The sequence below is a fragment of the Marinobacter sp. genome (assembly GCF_048259445.1).
Taxonomy (GTDB): Bacteria; Pseudomonadota; Gammaproteobacteria; order Pseudomonadales; family Oleiphilaceae; genus Marinobacter.
This window is the reverse complement of record NZ_JBLXHQ010000026.1, coordinates 16,029-36,267: the sequence shown is the minus strand read 5'-3', so window position 1 is coordinate 36,267 and position 20,239 is coordinate 16,029. Positions and strand designations below refer to the sequence as shown.

The following is a 20,239-nucleotide window of genomic DNA, read 5'->3' as shown; positions in this document are numbered from 1 at the left end:
TCAGCGCAACCCTAGGCCCCGCGCAATAATGCCTTTCAGAATTTCATTGGTACCGCCGCGAAGCGTGAACGACGGTTGCCGCAGCAGGCTCTCCGACAATAGATTCTGAAATTCGTCGCCGCTGGTTTGCGACATAGCGATTGGCCAGAATTCCCTTAATTTGTCGATGATCTCCTGCTCAAACCGAGTACCCAGGTCTTTTACAATTGCCGCTTCCACATCCGGCGACTGTCCATTTTGCAGCAACGTCGCAATCCCCAGAGACATAGTGCGCAACGCGCGAATCCGGGCCACCAACCGACCCATCACGGCTTGCTGGTGAGCATTTTCCGGCATTGCAGCCATTTGGGAGAACGCCCTCTCCAGAGCTATAAACGTACTCAAAAAACGTTCAGGGCCAGAGCGCTCCATAGCCAGCTCCCCGGTGATCTGCTTCCAGCCATCACCGACAGCACCCAGCACCGCATCTTCCGGAACAAAGACATTTTCAAAATTGGTTTCGTTGAAATGCTCAACGCCACTCATATCCCGGATGCCGCGAATACTGACGCCGGGAGAATCCAGTCTGACGAGAAACTGTGTCAGCCCTGCATGACGATGCTCTTCATCAACCTTGCTGGTTCGGGCCAATACCGTCATGTATTCGCAAACCTGGGCTCCCGAAGACCAGAGTTTGGTTCCGGTAATACGCCAGCCCCCTTCGGTGGGTACCGCCCGCGTTCTGACTGCCGCCAAATCGGAGCCAGCGCCTGGCTCGCTTAGTCCGAGCGCAAAGTAACAGGTGCCTTCGGCGATGCGTGGCAAGATTCCTTCCTTCATGGCTTTGGTGCCGGACTGCAGGATAAGCGGGCCACTCTGGCGATCAGCAATCCAGTGAGCATGCACAGGGGCACCTGCCACCAATAGCTCTTCGGTGATGACGTATCGATGTAGAGCAGTTAATTCCTGGCCCCCGTATTGTTTGGGCCAAGTGACGCCAATCCAGCCTTTTTGCCCCAGCCTGTGAGTAAAGTCCGTATCAATGCCTGCGCACCAACAATCCGCTCCCGGTTGGAACGTGCCCTTACGTCGCTCATCCGCGAGAAAATGGCGTACTTCCATCCGTAGTATTTCAACACTCGGATCAACAATCGGTGCAGGAAAATTAAAGTTGATGCTCTGCATATCGAACCACCCCTGAACCAACCACTAGAGGATCTGATGCTATAAATAAAAAAGGGTTTTCTTTTTCAAGAAAACCCTAACCCGAAGTACGGAGAAAACTTCAACAACCTACAAAATCAATAGTATCAAGAATAAAAATAACAACAAATACACTTTATATATACCACGGATACCGTAAACATATATGACAAGTTACACCGAGATTATTTATCGCCATAACTTTTTCTAAGTTCAGTTTTAAGTATCTTGTTAACACCGGACATTGGCATGGGCTCTTCCCGAATAGTAATCCCGGTTGGGCATTTATAATGTGCAATACGGTCGCGGCAATACTGGATCAGCTCTTCTTCTGTCACTGAACCGCTGCCATCGCGCAGGCGAACAACCGCATGAACCGACTCACCCCAAATTTGATGCGGTACGCCAATAACAGCGCACTCAATAATCGCAGGGTGATGGGACAATACGTTCTCAACTTCAATTGGATAGACGTTTTCGCCACCGCTGACGATCATGTCCTTTATTCGACCCGCCAACACCAGGTAACCGTCTGCATCGAAATAGCCGCTATCTCCAGTGTGATACCAGCCATCACGCAAAACAGCCTCTGTTTGCTCAGGTGCTCGCCAATACCCCTTCATTATGTTTGGCCCACGCACCACTATTTCACCTGTTTCTCCCTGGGGTACGCTGCGGCTCATGGCATCAACAACCTCCAGTTCAACGTAGGCTGTTGGCCGCCCCACGGTATGCAATTTCGATTCGCCACCGCCGGAAATCACATGGTCCTCGGGTCCAAGGGTTGTAATAACCGGCGACGCTTCCGTCATTCCGTAGGCCTGACAAAAGCGAATGCCCGGAAATTTATCAATGGCGCGTTGCAGTAAGGCGACCGGCATAGGCGATGCACCGTAGCCAACCATTTTCAAAGAGGACAGGTCGAATTCATCGAGTTTCGGGTGATCCAGAATCATCTGAAACATGGTAGGCACTAACTGCAAGCCATTGATCTTGTACTTCTCAATGGTCGCCATCACCTCTTCGACATCAAACTTCGGCAGCAGAATCGTATGGGTACCCAAGGTTACTGCGGTATATACCCGGGAACCGGCTGCAGTGTGAAACATCGGGGCAACCAGCAAGTAGCGCCCAAGCTCTACCAACTCATACAGAGGAATGGTGCCACGGCTGTTTGCCAGCAGGTTAGCGTGGCTCAGCATTACGCCTTTGGAGCGCCCGGTGGTTCCACCAGTGAAAAACAGCACAAGCGTATCTTCACCGCCACTGCGCTCGCCCATAGGCTCGGCGCTGGTTTCTTCAATCAATGCCTCATACGAGAGCTGGTTTTCCGGCGTGCTCAACTCACTGGCATTAATAACGATCTCTACCGCGGGGCAAGCCGCAACTAACGCCTCAGCCTGACCAAGATGATGTCCATCGACAACCAATACCCTTGGCTCCGAGTCTTCAAGGCACTCAATCATCTCCCTCTGCGATAAGCGGAAGTTGATCGGCACCACAATGGCGCCGATAAGGGATGGCGCAAAGAACATCTCGAACAACCGGTGTGAATTGAAACCGAGATACGCAACCCGGTCTCCGGCCCGGATACCTCGCAGAGCCAGCGCGTTAGCAAGGCGGCGGCAACGATCAGCGGTATCTTCCCAGGTATAGGTACGACCTTCATCCGTGATTGAAGGCGCATCTGGCCAGCGCGCAGCTGTGGTTTCCAGAATCTCACCAAAACTCATGGACGGTTCATCGTTTCGCGTATTAGCCTTGGCCAACATAATAACAACCCTGCTCTATTCTTATAGATTTACAATGTTCAGTGACGATCGCTTCCAATCGCTATGACATGCTCATTGGCAATAGCAGTGAAATAATCGGGAAGGCTAACAACAAGCCCACCACAATCAAATCAACAACCATAAACTTCATTACACCGAAGAAAATCGTATGCACTGGTATCTCTCGTGAAATCACGCTTTTAATAACAAACACGTTCAATCCAACCGGGGGTGTTACCAGTCCCACTTCCAGCAGTTTGATAACAATGACGCCAAACCAGATCAGGTCGAGGCCCATGTTTTCAACCAGTGGAATGACGAACGGCAGGGTCAGCAGCATGGTGCCAAGTGGGTCAAGGAACATACCCAGGCCGACATAAAGCAGCACGATGCACAGCAACACCATCCAGTTTTCAAACCCGGCCGCAGCTACCGCTTCTACAAGCACGCCGGTCACGCCGGTGAGCGACACAAAGGAAACGAAAATCTTGGCACCGACAGCGATAAAGAAGAGGCCTGCAGACTGATACGCCGTCTCACGCATAGACGCCATAAAGTCAGCCCAGGTCAGGCGACGGGAAAGAACACCAAACCCCAAAGCAAACGCCAAACTGATGGCGGCGGCTTCTGTTGCCGTAAATAGCCCACCGTATATGCCACCAATGATGATGATCATCAGCATCAGAGCAGGCCAGGCCTTAATCGCGGCGTTAAGCCGTTCTTTGCGTGTGAAGTTCAGATCTTTTGGAACAGGCGCGGCCGAGGGCCTTACCAGCGACCACACCACAACCACCAGAATAAAACCAGCCAGGCTCAAAAGCCCTGGCAGGATACCGGCCAGAAACAGCTTGTTGACGGATTGCTCGGTGAACATGCCATAAATAATGAACAGTACACTTGGCGGAATCAGTGCGCCCAAGGTGCCGCCCATGGCAACAGTAGAGGTCGCGAGTTGCTGGCTGTAGCCGAAACGCAACATTTCAGGAACACAAATCCGGCCCATAGAGGAGGCGCACGCAAGACTTGAGCCGGTGATCGCGGCGAAGCCACCGCAACCGAACAAGGATGCAATAGCGAGACCGCCCGGAAGCTTGGCAAGCCAGACTCGCATGGCTTCATAGATATCCGTGGTTATGCGCGAATGATAGGCAATGTGCCCAGCGGCAATAAACAGCGGAATCATGCTCAACGGGTACGAATGGATAAAGTCGTATGCGTTGGACTCAATCAAACCCAACGCCGGCCGCAGCCCGCGCATGAAGGTAAAATCACCACCAGGACGCCAGGCGTAAGCCACCAGTGAGCACACGGAAGCCACGCTTACCAGCACATACCCGATGGGCACCCGCATGGCTAGTAGCACAATCGCGGCACTGAAACCGTACATGCCAATTACTGAAGGTTCCATTGTGCTTACTCCTCCGCCTGCTCAGCACTGTGTGGACGAATTACCCCACACAAAACCAGTGTTTCAAAAATCGCCAGATCAATAAGCCGAATAAAAAAGAGGCCATAGCCGATGAAAAACGCGATGCGTCCGGGCCATTTCGGCAACTCCAGCAACCCAAAGAAATAAGAACCACTATCGATGGCGTCGACCATCGATATGTATGCGGCGTATGCAATTGGCGCCACGGCACACAAACCGACGACCGCACTCAGAATGTTCAACGAAATCTGGACCCGCGGGCCGAAGCGATTGGTAAATACTTCTACCGCAATAAACCCGCGGTCCGCCGCCACGTAGGCCAGCGGCAAAATTAGCGCACCAATCATCAACTCCCCAACGATAACGACCTCATCGGAGACGCCTGAGTAGCCCAGCTCGCGCAACACAACGCTCGCCAAAATGATGGCGCCAAGTGCAAGAATGCAGAACACGGCTATGTACAACAGTATGTTTTCAAGGCCAGCCAAAAATCCCCGGGCGCGCGTTACGCCCTTGGAACAGGCCATGCCTATACTGCGCCCGTGATAACCCTCTAACGATCCCATGGGTAGCCTCGCTCATCTCGCTCAGTTTCATACTTTTCCAACAAAGCGGTGTACTGATCCCAGATTCCCTGGCCATCCAGGCCCATCTTGTTGGACTGCTCGATCCACTCACGAACGTACTTTTCAGTGGCGCCGAACAGCTTCTGCCGATCCGCCTCAGGCAACTTGATCATTTCGATTTTGTTGCCCAACTTACCTGTGGGCAGGTCAGCGGACACTTCATCTATTTCTTCCAAAAGCAGGCGAGCGTAATGGTCCGTCATAGCGATACCGGCATCACGGAAAACTTTCTGCTGTTCGGGCGCGAGGTCTTCCCAAACGTAACGGTTCATCACCAGGGCAAACCCCATGATCTGGCCCCAGTCGACCCTGGTAACAGAATGGGTAACTTCCGGCGTTTTAAAAGCGCGCATGGCGTAAAAATACGCCGCAGAACAATCTGCAAGCCCTGTTTCAAGTGCCTGATAGATGTCTGAATAGGTCATATTGATTAGATTTGCACCCAGATCCTGGAGAACCTTGGCGTAGGTCACCGAGGCCCGCATACGCTTGCCTTTCAAGTCCTCGAGGGTGCGGATCTCGTTACCTTCTGTACACTCGAACTGAACACTTGTGGTGGTGTAGTTGCCAAGGTAAACCAGGTCATGCTTGGCAAGCGCCTGCTTCATCTGCTCATTTTGGGTCATCAGGTCGTACATCGCATGCAGGCCAACCCATGGGTCCGAATTGGCCAGTGGCAAATCGCCGATGGCCAGCGCTTGCAGCTTTTGTGGCTGGTAAGCAGCCAGCACGGTGCCAAGGTCTGCGGTGCCCGCTGTCACGCCGTCCAGGATGGCGCTGTACTTCAGCAGCACTCCGCCCCAATGGATGTCAATCCGCATCTCCCCACCGGATTCACGCTTGACCTCTTCCGCGAAAAACTGCAACGCTTCGGCTCTGGTGCCGCGATTTGGTGTGCCCTCGGCATAGCGGAACGTGGTTGCCGCTACAGCCTGACTCACTCCAACCAACCCCAGCGCCAGGCAAAAAATCATTTTTTTCATAGCTTTAACAAGCTTCATTGTTATTGTCCTCTCGTGTCTATGATGAACAGCTACCCCGGCGACTCAGCGCTCCCAGGGGTAACCATCCTGATCCCGTTCCTGCTCATACTTCTGCACCAGCGCCAGGTAGCGATCCCATATTCTCTGCCCATCCAGCCCGCGCTCAGTCGCTTCCTTGATCCACATATCACGATACTTGGTTGTCGCATCCAGAATTTTTTGACGCTCTGTCTCATCCATAGCAGTCACCGGAATGGTAGGACCCCACTCTCCGGACGCCAGGCTTTTGGCAGCCACTTCAATCTCTTCAATCTGCAGTTGCGCAAAATGATCCACCATGCTGGAACCCGCCTGGCGAATAACATCCTTCTGGTCGTCCGTCATGTCCTCCCAGGTGTACTGGTTCATGGCAATGGCAAACCCCATTAACTGACCCCAGTCAGCACGGGTCACTGTGCTGATCACTTCATAGGTCTTGTAGGCGCGCATGGTGTAGAAATAGCTGCCCAGGCAATCCACCAGCCCGGAATCCAGTGCCTGATAAACATCGCCGTAGGTCATGCTGACCATGTTGGCTCCAAGGTCACCCAGAACGTTGCCGTAGACTGCAGACGCGCGCATGCGCTTGCCTTTAATGTCCTCGACGGTACGGATTTCATTGCCCTCGGTGCATTCAAACTGCACGCCTGTGGACGTAAAGTTACTCACGTACACCAGGCCCTGATTCATCAGAGAGTCCTTGAGCTGTTGCTCTGTGGTTTCCAGCTCATACATGGAGCGCATACCCACCCAGGGGTCAGAGGTAGCCAGAGGAATGTCCCCAATACTGAGGGCACTGAGCTTGCGCGGATTATAGGCAGACAACACTGTCCCCATATCAACCGTGCCTGAAACAACGCCATCCATGATGGCGCTGTACTTCAGCAGGGCACCGGCCCAATGTATCTCAACCGTCATCTGACCATCAGACAGCCTCTTTACCTCACTGGCGAAGTATTCCAACGCCTCTGCCCGCGTCCCACGGTTCGGGCTGCCGTCGGCATAACGCAAAACCAGTTGGGCCGAAGCCTGGGCGACCAGAGCAAAGACAAGAACTAAAACGATACTGACGAACCTGAAAGGGTGTTTCATGGTCGTGACCTCATGCGATTGCTTAAAATTTTTTGTTGTCACCAGGGTTGCCAGAATTGGGGATTTAGCGTTCCAACAAATGAAACTCACCTACCGACGCTATTCGCCCTGCTCTCCAACCCACTCTTTAAACGACACTAGCACCGGCAAAAACCACTAACAATTATATATATTTTATATAACGTATACTTTTATTCGATAATGTCGGCCCGCAAGCTACTACACCGGCGCCCCTAGTTCATCTTCACCACCGGCAACATAGCGAAACGTGCCAGAGGCCGTTGCGACCAGTACCTCCTGATGAAGTACACGGGCGTCTACGAAGAAAATTTTGCGCCCACTGCTCACCACTCGCGCCTCAGCGCGAAGCACCCCTTCGGAGACAGGCTTCATGAAACTGGTATTCATTGAGATGGTAATGCAGCGCCGGAGATTGCCTGGCACCTCACAATACACACCACTAAAACCACAAGCGGTATCCAGCAGTGACATAACCACACCACCATGGACATACCGGTTGCGGTTATGGTGGGTTTCATTGAGCTCAAGTTCGACGACGGCCCAATCCTTGCTCCACTCGACCAGCTCAAAACCAAGCAGATCCCGGAAGCCCATGGAGGTCAATTTCGGAACGGCGGTCTTTTCAGACATCTGATCCTCATTAATCGGTCGCGTTGACATATCCGGCCCCGTCGAAGTGTTGTTTTTTAAGGACGTATCACGATAGCAGCACCAAACACCCCGAACCATTATCTATATTGGATGCAATCCATACAGAAAAGGCATGGCACATGTCAGCGGCAAATAGGGAGGGAGTTGCGGCGAGCCGTGTTTCTCGGCTCGCCTGTCAGAGCGGGCTCAGTTTGTGTCGTGGACATTCATCAAGCAGCATAAGACGGATCGATGCCGTCGAGCATTCGCAGCAGAGCGGGCCACTCACGCTTGCCCAACAGGCCTCGCTTACTCGGATGCAGCACGTCTGCCGTCACATCGCACGCTTGCTGGGTTGGCATGTTAAGCTTCCGCCCCATCGACAAGGCGTCGACCTGGGCTTTGCACGCCATTTCCAGCCAATAAATGCGACTGAACGCCTCTGCTACCGAGGGCCCAACGGCCAGTAGGCCGTGGTTTCGCAGGATCATCACATTATGTTCACCCAGATCCTGCTGCAACCGGGCCTTTTCAGCCGGATTGAGCGCCGGGCCTTCATACTCGTGATACGCCACTGCGTTGTAGAACCGCATGGCACTTTGGGTCAAAGGCAGCAAACCCTCCTCGATGGCTGACACCGCCATACCAGCGCGCGTGTGGGTGTGAATCACACACATGGCGTCATGGCGCACTTGATGCACGGCTGTGTGGATGAGCGCGCCGGCTTGATTAACGCCATATCCATGAGGGCTCTTTGGCTCCATTACCACATCACCCTGCAGATCGATGGTTACCAGATTGGATGCGGTAATTTCGTTATACAGATACCCATACGCGTTGATCAGCAAATGCTCTGTGCCGGGGATTCGTGCCGAAATATGGTTGTAAATCATATCGGTCATCCCACAGTGGTGGAGCAACCTGTAGCAGGCCGCCAACTCCACTCGTGCCGACCATTCTTCCTCAGATACCGCCTCTCGAACCTGCTCTATCGCTACTTGCACGGTATACCCCCGTTACCATCAAATTTCATCAGGCTCTTCATCCGAGCATCGCCACCTGCACGTCGCGACTTCCCTCAAACGGGTTGCGGCCATGCCATACCTGCAAATTATCGATAATCATCACGTCACCGTCCTTCCATTGCCAGGCTCTTTCTTGCTTATCGAGATGCGTAGTGAACTGCAAGGCTTCTTCTTCGGTGAGGGGCTCTCCATTACCCAGGAAGGTGCCCGAAGGGCGCTCCTGAGTTTCTTGCAATCGCTGGATGATTTCAGGGTCCAGGCCTGCCATATTGCTATTGACCCGGTAAATGTGGAGGTTAGACCTGTAGAGCTTTTGTCCCGTCTGGGGATGCTTAACCACAGCCGCAGTGTGGTTCACCATCGTCAAACTCCCGTCTTTGTTCCATATCGGCTCCAGCCCTCGTTCCTTACACCGCACTGTTACTTCGTCCCGGTCTTCCGTTTCGAAGGCAACATTCCATCCGCGCAGATCCACATGCGGAACCGACGCTTCCAACTGCCCCGTCGGAGCCGCAAAGTTGCGCACCGTCATCACGCCGTGGGTTTCAAGTTTTTCCTGCAAATCGGATGGAAGTGATTCAAATAAGCCTCGTGTATCCGCAACAATGGTTGCGCCACCTGTGTGCGCTGTTTTCTTGCTGAAAAAAGCAACCCGCGGCGGGAAGCTCTGCATGTAGGCCATTTCCGAGTGCAGGCGGATCTTTGCATTTTTGTCGAGCCGGGTTGCTTCCATCACTTTCCCTGCTATCTGACTTCGCGGCGCGAGCCCGCCCAGGTAGTCACCGTCGTACGACGGAAACACACCAACTATCGCGCCGAAGTCTTCGGTTTCGCGAACAGGAAAGCCGCGCAAGATAACTCCGCCATGGGTGATGATGAGCTTGTCGAGCACGTCGCGGTGAGACGCCACCCAATCAATGAAAGCGTGCCGAGACTGCAGCAGCTCTCCAGCTGGCTCTATAAACAGCAGGGGAGAACTTTCCTTGGGTGCATGGCAGATGACATCCTGGCCAAGCGGTTTCACGTCTTCCGAATTTTCGATGGTCATATTCATAGAAAAAATCCTTGCTCTATTGTTTTTATACAAGATAAAAGTGCGATCAAATAGCGTCACCCAGGCTTAATAAAATACTAAAACAATCTGAAAATGAGTTTTTAAATATTAAATTCCATAAAATCCGAGAAACCTTTTTCAAGTAAAAGCAAAAACCATTAAATACTCAACGCCAACCTGAAAACCAAAGTATCGAAATTAGTTTCTCAGCAAATTCAAGAATTCAGAAATACATTTTTGGCATACAGCATCAACAATATTTTTATCAGATGAAGTTCTCACACATTTATTTGGCAGACAAAAAAACAGACTAAAAAATTCAACATATAAAATCAGCATCGACCGTATACAACATTGCTATTTGCCGGTAAATATACGGGGTGATAGATTGCCTAATGCCTGAGCCCTAAAATTAAGATAAAAATGATAAAACTTAGGTATCCCGCAACACCCTTATACCAGTGCAATAAAAACAAAATGGAACATATAATGATAAATAAAGTTTCTGATCACATCGCAGCCGCTATTTCAAAGGTTCGTGACGGGGACGTTGTGGCAATCGGTGGGTTTGGTGGTGCGGGTGCACCGCTGACACTTATCAATGCATTGGTTGAACACGGAGCAAAAGATCTTACGCTGGTGAGCAACAATGCTGGAGAGGGTGAATCTGGCATTGCTGCACTGCTGAAAAACGGGCAAGTGTCCCGCTTTCTGTGCTCGTTCCCACGGGTAAAAAATGCCCATATTTTTGAAGGCTTGTACAAATCGGGTGCCGTTGAACTTGAGTTGATCCCTCAGGGGAATCTTGCGGAAAGGTTACGGGCTTCCGGCGCAGGAATTGGTGCCTTCTATACCCCAACGGGTTTTGGTACAGAGCTCGCGAAGGGTAAAGAGGTTCGCACTATTGATGGCAAGAATTACGTGCTGGAATTTCCGATTCATGTGGATGTATCACTCATAAAAGCCACGAAGGCCGACCGGTATGGCAATCTTGTTTACGACCAGACCGCGAGAAACTTCGGTCCGGTTATGGCTATGGCCGCCAAAATAACCATCGTTGAGGTAAACCGGGTCGTTGCCCTTGGTGATATACCCGCCGAAAACGTCATTACGCCCGGCATCTTTGTAGACCATGTTGTCGTGGTCTAACGAGCGCTCAGATCAACTATTCGCAGGTCTATTTCTATGAACAGTGCCACCCGCAATGAACTGGCTATACGAATAGCCAACGATATACCCGCAGGTTCTTATGTCAATCTGGGAGTTGGTATACCAACGCTGGTTGCCAATCATCTGACGGAGGAGAAAGAAGTCATCCTGCACACCGAAAATGGCGTGCTTGGCCGGTGGATTGACGCCCCTGAGGGCGAAGAAGATGGCAACCTGATTAATGCAGGAAAAGTTCCTATCAAGCTTTTCCCCGGAGCCGCATTTTTTCATCACGCGGATTCCTTTGCCATTATGCGTGGCGGCCATCTTGATATCTGCGTTTTGGGAGCGTTTCAGGTGTCAGCGCAAGGTGACCTGGCTAACTGGCATACCGGTGATCCGGAAATGATGCCTGCAGTGGGTGGCGCGATGGACCTAGCTGTCGGCGCAAAAAAAACCTTTGTGGTCATGGATCTTCTGGACAAACGAGGTCAGTCGAAACTGGTGCCATCATTGACTTATCCGCCTACGGGGCTCAAATGCGTGAACCGGATCTATACCAACTATGGAACATTTGAAATCCGAGACAACGACGTGCCGCTGGTTACGTATGTTGCTGAAGGGATAACAAAGGACGAACTGGAGAAAATAGCGGGCGTGGATCTCAAGTTTGTAGATTCATACTGAAATCCAGCAACGTGCAGACATCGCCGATGCCTGCACGTTACCGCTCATCCTGCCATTCGGTTTAGCGCTCCCAAGGATACCCCAGGGTATCAAGCTCATTTTGATATTTTGCCAGCATTGCGGTGTACTCATCCCAGATTTTCTGACCGTCGACGCCATCTTTATTTGCCCGGTCAATCCATTCTTGTATGTATTTTTCACCAGCTTCAGCAAGTAAGGTCCGGTCCTCTTCCGCCATCTCGTATACGTTCGCCTTTTTGCCGATGTCGCCTGTGCGCAGGCCGTCAACAACAAGAGCCATCTCTTCTATCTGTAATTTTGCAAAATAGTTGATGGCGCTGGAGCCGGCTTTTTGCAGAACGGCTTGTTGCTCTTGGGATAAATCATTCCACACATCAAGGTTCATCAGTGTTGCAAAGCCAAGGAGCTGTCCCCAATTGGCGATAGTATAATTGTCAGCCACCTCGAACGTTTTGAACGCTCTCATGGTGTAGAAGTAAGAAGCGCCGCAATCAATCAAACCAGTGTCGTAAGCCTGATAGGCATCGCCCTGGTTCAGGTTCACCAAGTTGGCGCCCAGATCGTCCAGAATCTTTGCATAGTTGCCAACGGCACGGATCCTTTTACCCTCGACGTCCGCAACAGTTCGGATCTTGTTGTCTCCGGCACATTCAAATTGCACCCCGGTGCTCGAATAGCCGGTCAGGTAAACGAAGTTGAGCTCCGCAAGCAGCCTTTCCATGTCTTCATTGGTTGTCATCAACTCGTACATGGCCCGCATTCCGACCCAGGGGTCGGAGTACTTAGTGGGTAAATCACCTATAGTCAGCGATCTGAGCTTCTGCGGATCATACGCAGCAAGCATGGTGCCCAAGTCTGCGGTGCCGACCGCCACTCCGTTAGCGACAGATTTGTAATCCAGCAGCGCGCCCCCCCAATGCATGTCAAAGGTCAAGTCACCATTCGAGAGCTTGGTAACGTCTTCCATAAAGTGGATAACGGCGTCCGCCCGGGCGCCCCGGTTCGGCGATGGCTCGGCAAATCGCAACTCTGTCGCTGCGGACACGGTGGTGGTTATCGCCAACGAGAGGACAGCGGTGGAAATCAGGGTTCTTATCATTATTGTCTCCAAAGATTGTGGTTTACAATAATGAAGTTAACACTCCAGGATTGGGACAACCAATACAACTATTGCATCCGTTGCATGCCACAGGTGTATATGTAAGGAGAGCATTATCGACTTACCAATATATAATGTCTTTTTAAAACATATATAATACGCAGCCTACATTTATAACAGTGAGCTGTTTTTCAAACGATTATCGCATAACAAGGGTCAACCGGTTAGCTATACCGGGGTCAGCGATGAAAGCTGGAGACCTTTTGATGAGCTGAAAATAAAGGAAATTGCCAACCCCTGGCCCACATCGGATCAGGATGCAACGCTGGCAAGTCTCGGGTTTGTGGATTCATACTGACGACCGGTAGCGTGCGAACAACACTGGTGCTCACACGTTATCACCTTTCGGGCTTAGCGTTCCCAGGGATAGCCTTTGGTATCACGCTCTTGCTCATACTTCGCTAGCAGAGCTTGATATTCGTCCCATAGCTTTTGGCCATCCACACCGTCTTTAGTAATGCTATCAATCCAGTCACGGGCGTATTTCTCAGCTGCTTTTTCCAGCTTGGCCTTCTCTTCTTCGGCCATTTCATAAACCGTCACTTTTTTACCGATCGATCCGGTGCGCAGGCCATCGACCACCAGTTCCATTTCTTCGATTTGCAACTTCGCTGCATAGTCGATGGCGTTAGACCCAGCTTCACGCATGATGGCCTGTTCTCCCTTGGAGAGATCGTCCCAGGTGTAGAGGTTCATCAATGTGGCAAACCCGTTAATCTGCCCCCAGTTCACCAGAGTGACGTTATCAATCACCTCGAATGTTTTCATGGTGCGTATGGTGTACAGGTAGCTCGCGCTGCAATCGACCAGCCCGGTATCAATCGACTGATAGAAGTCGCCAGCCGTGAGGTTGACCAGGCTCGCGCCCAGCTCGTCCAACACCTTGGCATAGGTCGCAATCGCGCGAATCCGCTTACCCTTGATATCCTCTACAGTACGAATCTCATTACCCTTACCGCATTCAAACTGAACTCCGGTGCTGGAATACCCTGTGATGTAGACCAAACCCTGACGCTCTAACAACCCTTGCATCACCTCGTTCGTCGTCATCAATTCGTACATGGCCCGGGTACCCACCCAGGGATCTGAAGAACCTACTGGCACATCGCCAATCGTAAGAGCTTTCAGTTTCTGGGGCGTGTAGGCTGCAAGCATGGTACCCATATCAGCCGTGCCACGAGAAATCCCGTCGGTCATGGTTTTGTAGTCGAGCAACGCACCACCCCAGTGCATATCGAACTTGAGTTTCTCTCCAGACAGTTGCTTCACTTCTTCCATGAAGTGTTCTACTGCCACAGCACGACTCCCACGGTTGGGTGAGCCCTCAGCAAAGCGCAGTACCATATCTGCAGATACCGTCCCTGCCATAGCACACATCAAAACTGCACCTGACGCCAATTGTTTTAGCATTATAATCTCCCCAGCGAATTTCATTCGACCATAGCACCGCCCCCACACCCGAACCATTACAACTTATGGCTACTGGCCATGCCCAATAACTATAAAAGAACACATTTTACCCGTGTGCCAAAATCCTCTTAACTGGTCATATATTAAAATCGCATACCCCGGCATAAATTTATCTATTGGTCGCCAAGCTGGCCACGTGCCAACCTTAGTACACTTCCTACGTTTAAATTGTGTATAGGCAAAATTCCAATGAGCGATTTATTAACGGAATGGCAGGACAACCTGCTCATACTGACACTTAACAGGGCAGATAAACTAAACGCTCTAACAGAGGAAATGCGCGAAGGATTGATTAGCGCACTTGCCGAGCAAAAAGATGAGCCGAAAGCCCGCGCTATCCTCATCCGGGCAGAAGGGCGTGGTTTTTGCGTTGGGGCCGATCTGCAGCCCGACAAGATTCTTGCCCGGAGAGACACGATTCAACAGGAGATGGAAGACGGTATAAACAAGCTTGTCTCTCTGATGCGCAGCCTTCCAATGCCAGTTATTGCCGCAGTAAACGGGCCCGCCGCTGGCGCAGGGTTCAGCCTCGCCCTTGCAGCGGATATTGCTATTGCCAATGAATCCGCAAACTTTAGTTTGGCGTTTGCGCGTATTGGTTTGGTTATGGACGGCGGCGCGTCTTTCTTCCTGTCACGAGCAATAGGCGCTGCACGTACCCGCGCTCTGGCGATGCTGGGTAAGAGCATTTCTGCATCAGAGGCTCTGGATATGCGACTCATTTACAGCATCAGCGAAGATGCCAGCCTTCAGGATGATGCCCTGGCGCTGGCGCTGAAGCTTTCCAAAGGCCCCACAGTGGCGCTCGGTTTGATCAAGTCAGAAATCGAGATGGCACAAACGGCAACATTGGAGGAGGCGCTGGCGTTTGAAGCCATCTGTCAGGGCAAGGCGTTCAAAACGGACGATTTCGAAGAAGGCATAGGTGCCTTTCAAGAGCGGCGATCTGCAGCGTTCAAAGGGCAGTAACCGACAAGCAGAGTCTTTTGAAAATGCCCCAACCCTGCTGCGATAGCGCCTTTAAGTATGCTATCGCAGCAGGGTTTGTTGGTTTTATTGTCAGATACTTCGCCCGGCAGCCTGCCAGTATTTATCTCTCAGGCGGCGCTTGAAGATTTTGCCTGAATCCTCACGGGGCAAGTCGTGCCCGACTTCAATATGCCTAGGTACCTTATAGCCAGCGAGGTGTTCACGCAGATAGGCCTCCACACCTTTAACGTCGATGGTATTGCCATCGTCGGTCTCGATAACCGCCATCACTGACTCACCAAACTCTGCATCGGGAATCCCGAATACCGCGCAATCCTTGATGCCCGGGCAGTTATGCAGCACCTCTTCAATTTCGGCCGGATAAATATTAACGCCACCGGAAATAATCATGTCCTTGATGCGATCGGCAATGAACAAAAAGCCGTCTTCGTCAAAATAACCCATATCGCCCGAGGTGATGTAGCCATCCCGGTCGATTGCGGCACGTTCTTCCGGTTTCCGGTTGTAAGTGAAATCCATATTCGGGAAGCGCGAGTAAATCTCACCAATCTGACCTGGAGGTAGAATATTACCCTCAGCATCCAGGATACGGACATCCGCTTCCGGTACTGTCGTGCCTACGGTACCCGGCTTTGCCAGTGCTTGCTCTGAGGTGCACGCCGTAACGCCACTGGATTCCGTTGAACCGTAAAACTCGTTGATAACCGGGCCAAACCACTCAATCATCCGGGTTTTTACGTCAGCGGGGCAAGGCGCGGCCGCATGCACAACAAACTCGAGACTGGAAAGGTCATATTTGTTACGCACATCGGCAGGAAGCTTCAATAACCGAATAAACATAATCGGTACCATGACCGCCGCTGTGATTGCGTACTCCTCAACCATTGTCAGAAACGACTCCGCATCAAAGCGCGGGACAATCAACAGCAGGTCTCCCACCCTGGACGACTGCATGGCGAAACCATTGGGCGAACTGTGATAAAGCGGGCCTGGCACCATGGCGCGCACGCCTTCTTTACAGCCGTATACACGAGACCGGAACGCCTGTAATTCTTTGGCATTTTCAGGCGGCAGCGGCTTTCGCCTTACGCCTTTGGGATGCCCGGTGGTGCCAGAGGTATAGATCATCGATGACGGCCCCTCCTGTGGAGGATCGGCAATCGGGTCAGATTCCGCCAGCCACTGCGCGAAAACGATTTGATCGCTTGGCACCTTGCAGTCTTCAGGTGTGAGATTAAACGCCTCGCGTAGCGCCTTGGGTGTCTCTACCAGAATGCACTGGACACCTTCTGGAATCTCGTCTTTGACCTTGCGCCAGAGGTCGGCGTGGATGACCAGAATTTTTGCCGCGCAGTCGTGGAGAATGTACGTCAGCTCTTCACCTACCAGGTGCCAATTGATTGGCACCGCATAACCACCGATATAGGCTGTGGCTCTGGACAGGGTCATAAACGGAATATCGTTGCGCATGAAAATAGCAACACAATCGCCCGGTTTAACGCCAGCCTCTCTCAGCCCACTTGCGGCGCGCTTGATATCGTGCTGAAACTCTTCATGGCTGAGATGCTCGTCTCCGCAAACTATCCCGGTCAGGGCACGTGTATGTTGTTTTTGGGTAGTCATAAATCCGGGGTCTCCTGTAACACTGCTGACTGGCTAGGAATAAGGTGGGGTTATTTACCGGTGTACTGAGGTTTGCGCTTTTCGTTGAACGCGCGCACCCCCTCCACCCAGTCATCGGTTGCAGTGCAGTCACCAAAGGATTCCGCTTCTGCTTGCAGTTGCGCTTCCAGCGAAGAACTCAGTGATTGCAGGATCAGGCGCTTGGTGTTGCCGTAGGCGTGTGTGGGGCCTTTTGCGAGACGCTCCGCCATGACTTTGGTGCGCTCTTCCAGGGTGCCTTCAGGCACTACCCAGTTGATCATGCCCATGTCGGCAGCTTCTTGTGCCGAAAACCGATCACCCAGCAGCGCGAGCTCCATAGCTTTTTTTACACCGACAAGTCGTGGCAACTGGTAAGTCCCGGCGCCGTCGGGGGTGGTTCCTATGCCCGTATAGGCCAGGGTAAAGAACGCCTTTTCACAGGCCATTACCAAGTCGCAGCACAATGCGAGGCTCACCCCGGCGCCGGCAGCGGCACCTTGAACACTGGCAAGAATCGGTTTGTTCAGGCTGCGCATCAAATACATGATGGGGTTCAATTCCTGAACACGTCTGGTGAAGCGGGCCCGCCGTTGCTCTGGTGTCCATTCCGTAAATTCCATGAACCCTTTTACATCGCCACCGGCTATAAAATGCTTACCAGAACCTCGCAGCACTATGCAGCGAACCTCATCGTCGCTTCTGATCTGTTCCAGGCGCTGGCGTATCTGCTCACGCATTTCGGTGGAGAGTGCATTACGGGCTTCGGGGCGGTTCATGGTGAAGTACGCCACCCCATTCTCAACGCTGTAAAGTAAATCGCTCATTGTTTTTGTTGCCTCGCAATATCAGGAATTGCAGAGCGTTCTAGTTACACGCTTTGCCGACCCGTAGCTGACCAATCTCTTCCGCGCTGTAGCCGATCTCCTGAAGCAGAGCGTCAGTGTCTTCACCATAGGGTTTGGCCGCAAACCGGATGTGCGCTTCTGTACGGCTGAACCTTGGCGCAGGCGCAGGCTGCTTCATGCCGCCAATCTCCACGTAGGTATTGCGCTCAAGATTATGGGGGTGTGATTGCGCCTCGATCAGATCCAGCACCGGCGCAAAACAAATGTCGCTGCCTTCCATCAACTCACACCATTCATCGCGGGTTTTCTGTTTAATGGTGTCGGCGACAATCTCTGACAGCTCAGGCCATTTGCTCTTGTCCATCTGATCGGCAAACTTGTCTGCCGGCAGGCCGGCCACTTCGATCAGCTGGGCGTAGAACTGGGGCTCAATGGAACCCAGGGAAATGTATTTGCCGTCGGCGGTTTCGTAGGTGTCGTAAAAGTGAGCACCGGAATCGAGGCGGTTTACGCCACGTTCAAGGCTGTGGGTGCCGCGTTCATGGGCCGAATTGAACATCGACATCAGCACCGCGGAGCCATCGGTCATGGCGGCATCAATCACCTGCCCTTTGCCGGATTTTTGGGCTTCCAGCAGCGCGCATACCATGCCGAACGCCAGCATCATGCCACCACCGCCAAAATCACCCACCATGTTCAGCGGCGGCACGGGCTTTTCTCCCTTGCGACCGAATGCGTGTAACGCGCCGGTCAGCGAGATGTAGTTAATATCATGGCCTGCCGCCTGCGCCATGGAACCGTACTGGCCCCAGCCGGTCATACGGCCATAAACGAGCCGCGGGTTTACCGCCAGACAGTCATCTGGCCCAACACCCAGCTTTTCAGTCACGCCGGGGCGAAAGCCTTCAAGGAGGGCGTCGGCGGTCTCAACCAGTTTCAGCAGGGCTTTAACGCCTTCGGGGGTTTTCAGGTTGAGGGCTACCGAACGCTTGCCGCGCCGGCTGCAATCCAGCTCCGGTTGGTCGGCGGTCACGCCAACCCGCTCCACACTGATCACTTCCGCGCCCATGTCCGCCAGCATCATGCCGCAGAAGGGCCCCGGGCCTATGCCCGCCAGTTCAACAATACGAACGCCGTGTAATGGCCCCATCAACTCTGTCCTCCTGATATCAGCCAGCCCCTGCAGGCCTGGTCAACCTGCGGTATGCGCTGCGACGATTTTCTGATCAAACAAGCGCCCGATTTCGGTGTTACTCAGCCCCAGGGTTTCGGCGAGTATTTCTTCGGTATGCTCGCCCAGATGGGGCGCCCTGCGTACTGGTTCCTTTTCGACGGAGGTAAACTGCAGAGGATTGCCCGGCATCAAATAGCTGCCAATACCCGGCTGCTCCACCATTTCAAACAATGGGTTATCCACCGAGCAATCGCGGTCGTTCTCCACCGCTTCTTTTACGGTCTGGTATTTCCCCCAGCACACACCGCCGTTATCCAGCGCGGTTTGTACGTCGGAAAAATTGCGGGCGCGGAACCAGGGCTCCAATATCGAAGTAATCTCGTCGCGGCCTTTGTAGCGGTCTCCTTCCTTTTTGAAGTTAAGACCGGAACGCGCCTCCAATTCACTGATCTGCGTTTCCGTTTCCGTAACACTCACAATGGCCCGCCACTGGTTAGGGCTAACGCCAACGATCATGATCCGCTCACCGTCTTTGCACTCGAAGTCGTGGCCATAAGTGCCGTAGATATGATTGCCAATGGCATCACGGTCGGCGCTGTTGATCATGGCTTCAGCGATATACCCAAGATTACCGAGGGTTGCCCAGGCCACGTCGGCCAGGGCGATTTTCACCAACTGGCCTTGCCCGGTGCGGGAGCGGTGCCGCTCAGCAGCCAGCAGGCCCAGAGCAATCTGCTGGCCGGTAATCACATCCCACGCCGGCATTGGGTTATTCAAAGGCCCGGCCTTGCCATCTCCTGTCAGCGAAGGAAACCCGACCTTGCAGTTCACCGTATAGTCCAGTGCACTGCCGCCGTGGCGATCGCCCGTGAGGTTCAGGTAAATCAGGTCTTCCCGGTGCTGGCGCAGGCGTTCATAGGCCATCCAGCCTTTCGCCGGGAAGTTGGTCAGGAACATGCCGGCCTGGTCACCCGGAGCAGCCACCAGCCGTGTAAGCAACTCCTGGCCTTCAGGCTTACGGAAGTCCACCGCAATCGAACGCTTGCCTTTATTCAAGCTGTGCCAGTAAAGGCTGCGCTGATCGGATGTGACCGGCCACCGGTTGTAGTCAATGCCACCGCCAATTGGATCAAAACGAATCACGTCGGCACCAAGCTGAGCCAGTGTCATGCCACCTGAAGGCGCGGCTACAAAAGCGCTGCCCTCAATTACCCTGAGTCCCGACAAGATGTTCTGCATATCCATGC

At 52.7% G+C, this 20,239-nt stretch carries 18 protein-coding genes; 3 read left to right on the top strand and 15 right to left on the bottom strand.

The window, feature by feature from the left end; translation table 11 throughout:
* The 9 genes from ACN0RL_RS16210 to ACN0RL_RS16170 all read right to left on the bottom strand — a co-directional run bounded on the left by ACN0RL_RS16210 (position 1) and on the right by ACN0RL_RS16170 (position 9,853).
* On the bottom strand, positions 1-1,164 hold the full coding sequence (locus ACN0RL_RS16210) for an acyl-CoA dehydrogenase family protein (protein WP_417518669.1): 1,164 nt from the start codon (positions 1,162-1,164) through the stop codon (positions 1-3).
* A gap of 203 nt (positions 1,165-1,367) precedes the next feature.
* Positions 1,368-2,954: a class I adenylate-forming enzyme family protein gene (locus ACN0RL_RS16205; RefSeq protein WP_417518667.1), complete on the bottom strand. Its 1,587-nt coding sequence runs from the start codon at positions 2,952-2,954 to the stop codon at positions 1,368-1,370.
* Positions 2,955-3,015: 61 nt separating this feature from the next.
* Positions 3,016-4,362, bottom strand: a complete 1,347-nt coding sequence (locus tag ACN0RL_RS16200; RefSeq protein ID WP_417518665.1) for a TRAP transporter large permease — start codon at positions 4,360-4,362, stop codon at positions 3,016-3,018.
* Between the two features lie 5 nt (positions 4,363-4,367).
* A complete protein-coding gene (locus ACN0RL_RS16195) occupies positions 4,368-4,949 on the bottom strand; it encodes a TRAP transporter small permease (protein WP_417518663.1) in 582 nt (193 codons plus the stop codon).
* The gene (locus tag ACN0RL_RS16190) at positions 4,937-6,010 is read right to left on the bottom strand and encodes a C4-dicarboxylate TRAP transporter substrate-binding protein (protein WP_417518661.1); all 1,074 of its coding nucleotides are present in this window, start codon (positions 6,008-6,010) and stop codon (positions 4,937-4,939) included. Before ACN0RL_RS16190 ends, ACN0RL_RS16195 begins: the two co-directional genes overlap by 13 nt.
* 45 nt (positions 6,011-6,055) lie before the next feature.
* Entirely contained in the window at positions 6,056-7,123 is a 1,068-nt protein-coding gene (locus ACN0RL_RS16185) for a C4-dicarboxylate TRAP transporter substrate-binding protein (protein WP_417518659.1), read from the bottom strand.
* A gap of 219 nt (positions 7,124-7,342) precedes the next feature.
* Positions 7,343-7,774 carry a PaaI family thioesterase gene (locus tag ACN0RL_RS16180; RefSeq protein ID WP_417518657.1) on the bottom strand — a complete coding sequence of 144 codons (432 nt, stop codon included), beginning with the start codon at positions 7,772-7,774 and terminating at the stop codon, positions 7,343-7,345.
* Between the two features lie 230 nt (positions 7,775-8,004).
* Entirely contained in the window at positions 8,005-8,778 is a 774-nt protein-coding gene (locus ACN0RL_RS16175) for a class II aldolase/adducin family protein (RefSeq protein WP_417518655.1), read from the bottom strand.
* A gap of 37 nt (positions 8,779-8,815) precedes the next feature.
* Positions 8,816-9,853 (bottom strand): TauD/TfdA family dioxygenase, encoded by a 1,038-nt coding sequence (locus tag ACN0RL_RS16170; protein ID WP_417518653.1) that lies wholly within the window; start codon positions 9,851-9,853, stop codon positions 8,816-8,818.
* 489 nt (positions 9,854-10,342) lie between these two features.
* Here ACN0RL_RS16170 and ACN0RL_RS16165 point away from each other — a divergent pair, with 489 nt between their 5' ends.
* Entirely contained in the window at positions 10,343-11,002 is a 660-nt protein-coding gene (locus tag ACN0RL_RS16165) for a 3-oxoacid CoA-transferase subunit A (RefSeq protein ID WP_417518651.1), read from the top strand.
* Between the two features lie 36 nt (positions 11,003-11,038).
* The gene (locus ACN0RL_RS16160) at positions 11,039-11,689 is read left to right on the top strand and encodes a CoA-transferase (RefSeq protein ID WP_417518649.1); all 651 of its coding nucleotides are present in this window, start codon (positions 11,039-11,041) and stop codon (positions 11,687-11,689) included.
* Positions 11,690-11,750: 61 nt separating this feature from the next.
* On the opposite strand, the gene ACN0RL_RS16155 is transcribed toward ACN0RL_RS16160, so the two are convergent.
* Both ACN0RL_RS16155 and ACN0RL_RS16150 read right to left on the bottom strand, forming a co-directional pair.
* Complete coding sequence (locus ACN0RL_RS16155) at positions 11,751-12,809, bottom strand: C4-dicarboxylate TRAP transporter substrate-binding protein (RefSeq protein WP_417518647.1); 1,059 nt, start codon at positions 12,807-12,809, stop codon at positions 11,751-11,753.
* Between the two features lie 411 nt (positions 12,810-13,220).
* Positions 13,221-14,279 carry a C4-dicarboxylate TRAP transporter substrate-binding protein gene (locus ACN0RL_RS16150; protein WP_417518645.1) on the bottom strand — a complete coding sequence of 353 codons (1,059 nt, stop codon included), beginning with the start codon at positions 14,277-14,279 and terminating at the stop codon, positions 13,221-13,223.
* A gap of 249 nt (positions 14,280-14,528) precedes the next feature.
* Here ACN0RL_RS16150 and ACN0RL_RS16145 point away from each other — a divergent pair, with 249 nt between their 5' ends.
* Positions 14,529-15,308 (top strand): enoyl-CoA hydratase-related protein, encoded by a 780-nt coding sequence (locus ACN0RL_RS16145; RefSeq protein WP_417518643.1) that lies wholly within the window; start codon positions 14,529-14,531, stop codon positions 15,306-15,308.
* A 90-nt stretch (positions 15,309-15,398) separates the two neighbouring features.
* Here ACN0RL_RS16145 and ACN0RL_RS16140 read toward each other — a convergent pair whose 3' ends face one another.
* The 4 genes from ACN0RL_RS16140 to ACN0RL_RS16125 are packed head-to-tail and all read right to left on the bottom strand — an operon-like array spanning position 15,399 to position 20,231.
* A complete protein-coding gene (locus tag ACN0RL_RS16140) occupies positions 15,399-16,952 on the bottom strand; it encodes an acyl-CoA synthetase (protein WP_417518641.1) in 1,554 nt (517 codons plus the stop codon).
* A gap of 50 nt (positions 16,953-17,002) precedes the next feature.
* The gene (locus ACN0RL_RS16135) at positions 17,003-17,797 is read right to left on the bottom strand and encodes an enoyl-CoA hydratase/isomerase family protein (protein ID WP_417518639.1); all 795 of its coding nucleotides are present in this window, start codon (positions 17,795-17,797) and stop codon (positions 17,003-17,005) included.
* 40 nt (positions 17,798-17,837) lie between these two features.
* Entirely contained in the window at positions 17,838-18,968 is a 1,131-nt protein-coding gene (locus ACN0RL_RS16130; protein ID WP_417518637.1) for a CaiB/BaiF CoA transferase family protein, read from the bottom strand.
* Between the two features lie 42 nt (positions 18,969-19,010).
* Positions 19,011-20,231 carry a CoA transferase gene (locus tag ACN0RL_RS16125; RefSeq protein WP_417518635.1) on the bottom strand — a complete coding sequence of 407 codons (1,221 nt, stop codon included), beginning with the start codon at positions 20,229-20,231 and terminating at the stop codon, positions 19,011-19,013.
* Between the last annotated feature and the right edge of the window lie 8 nt (positions 20,232-20,239).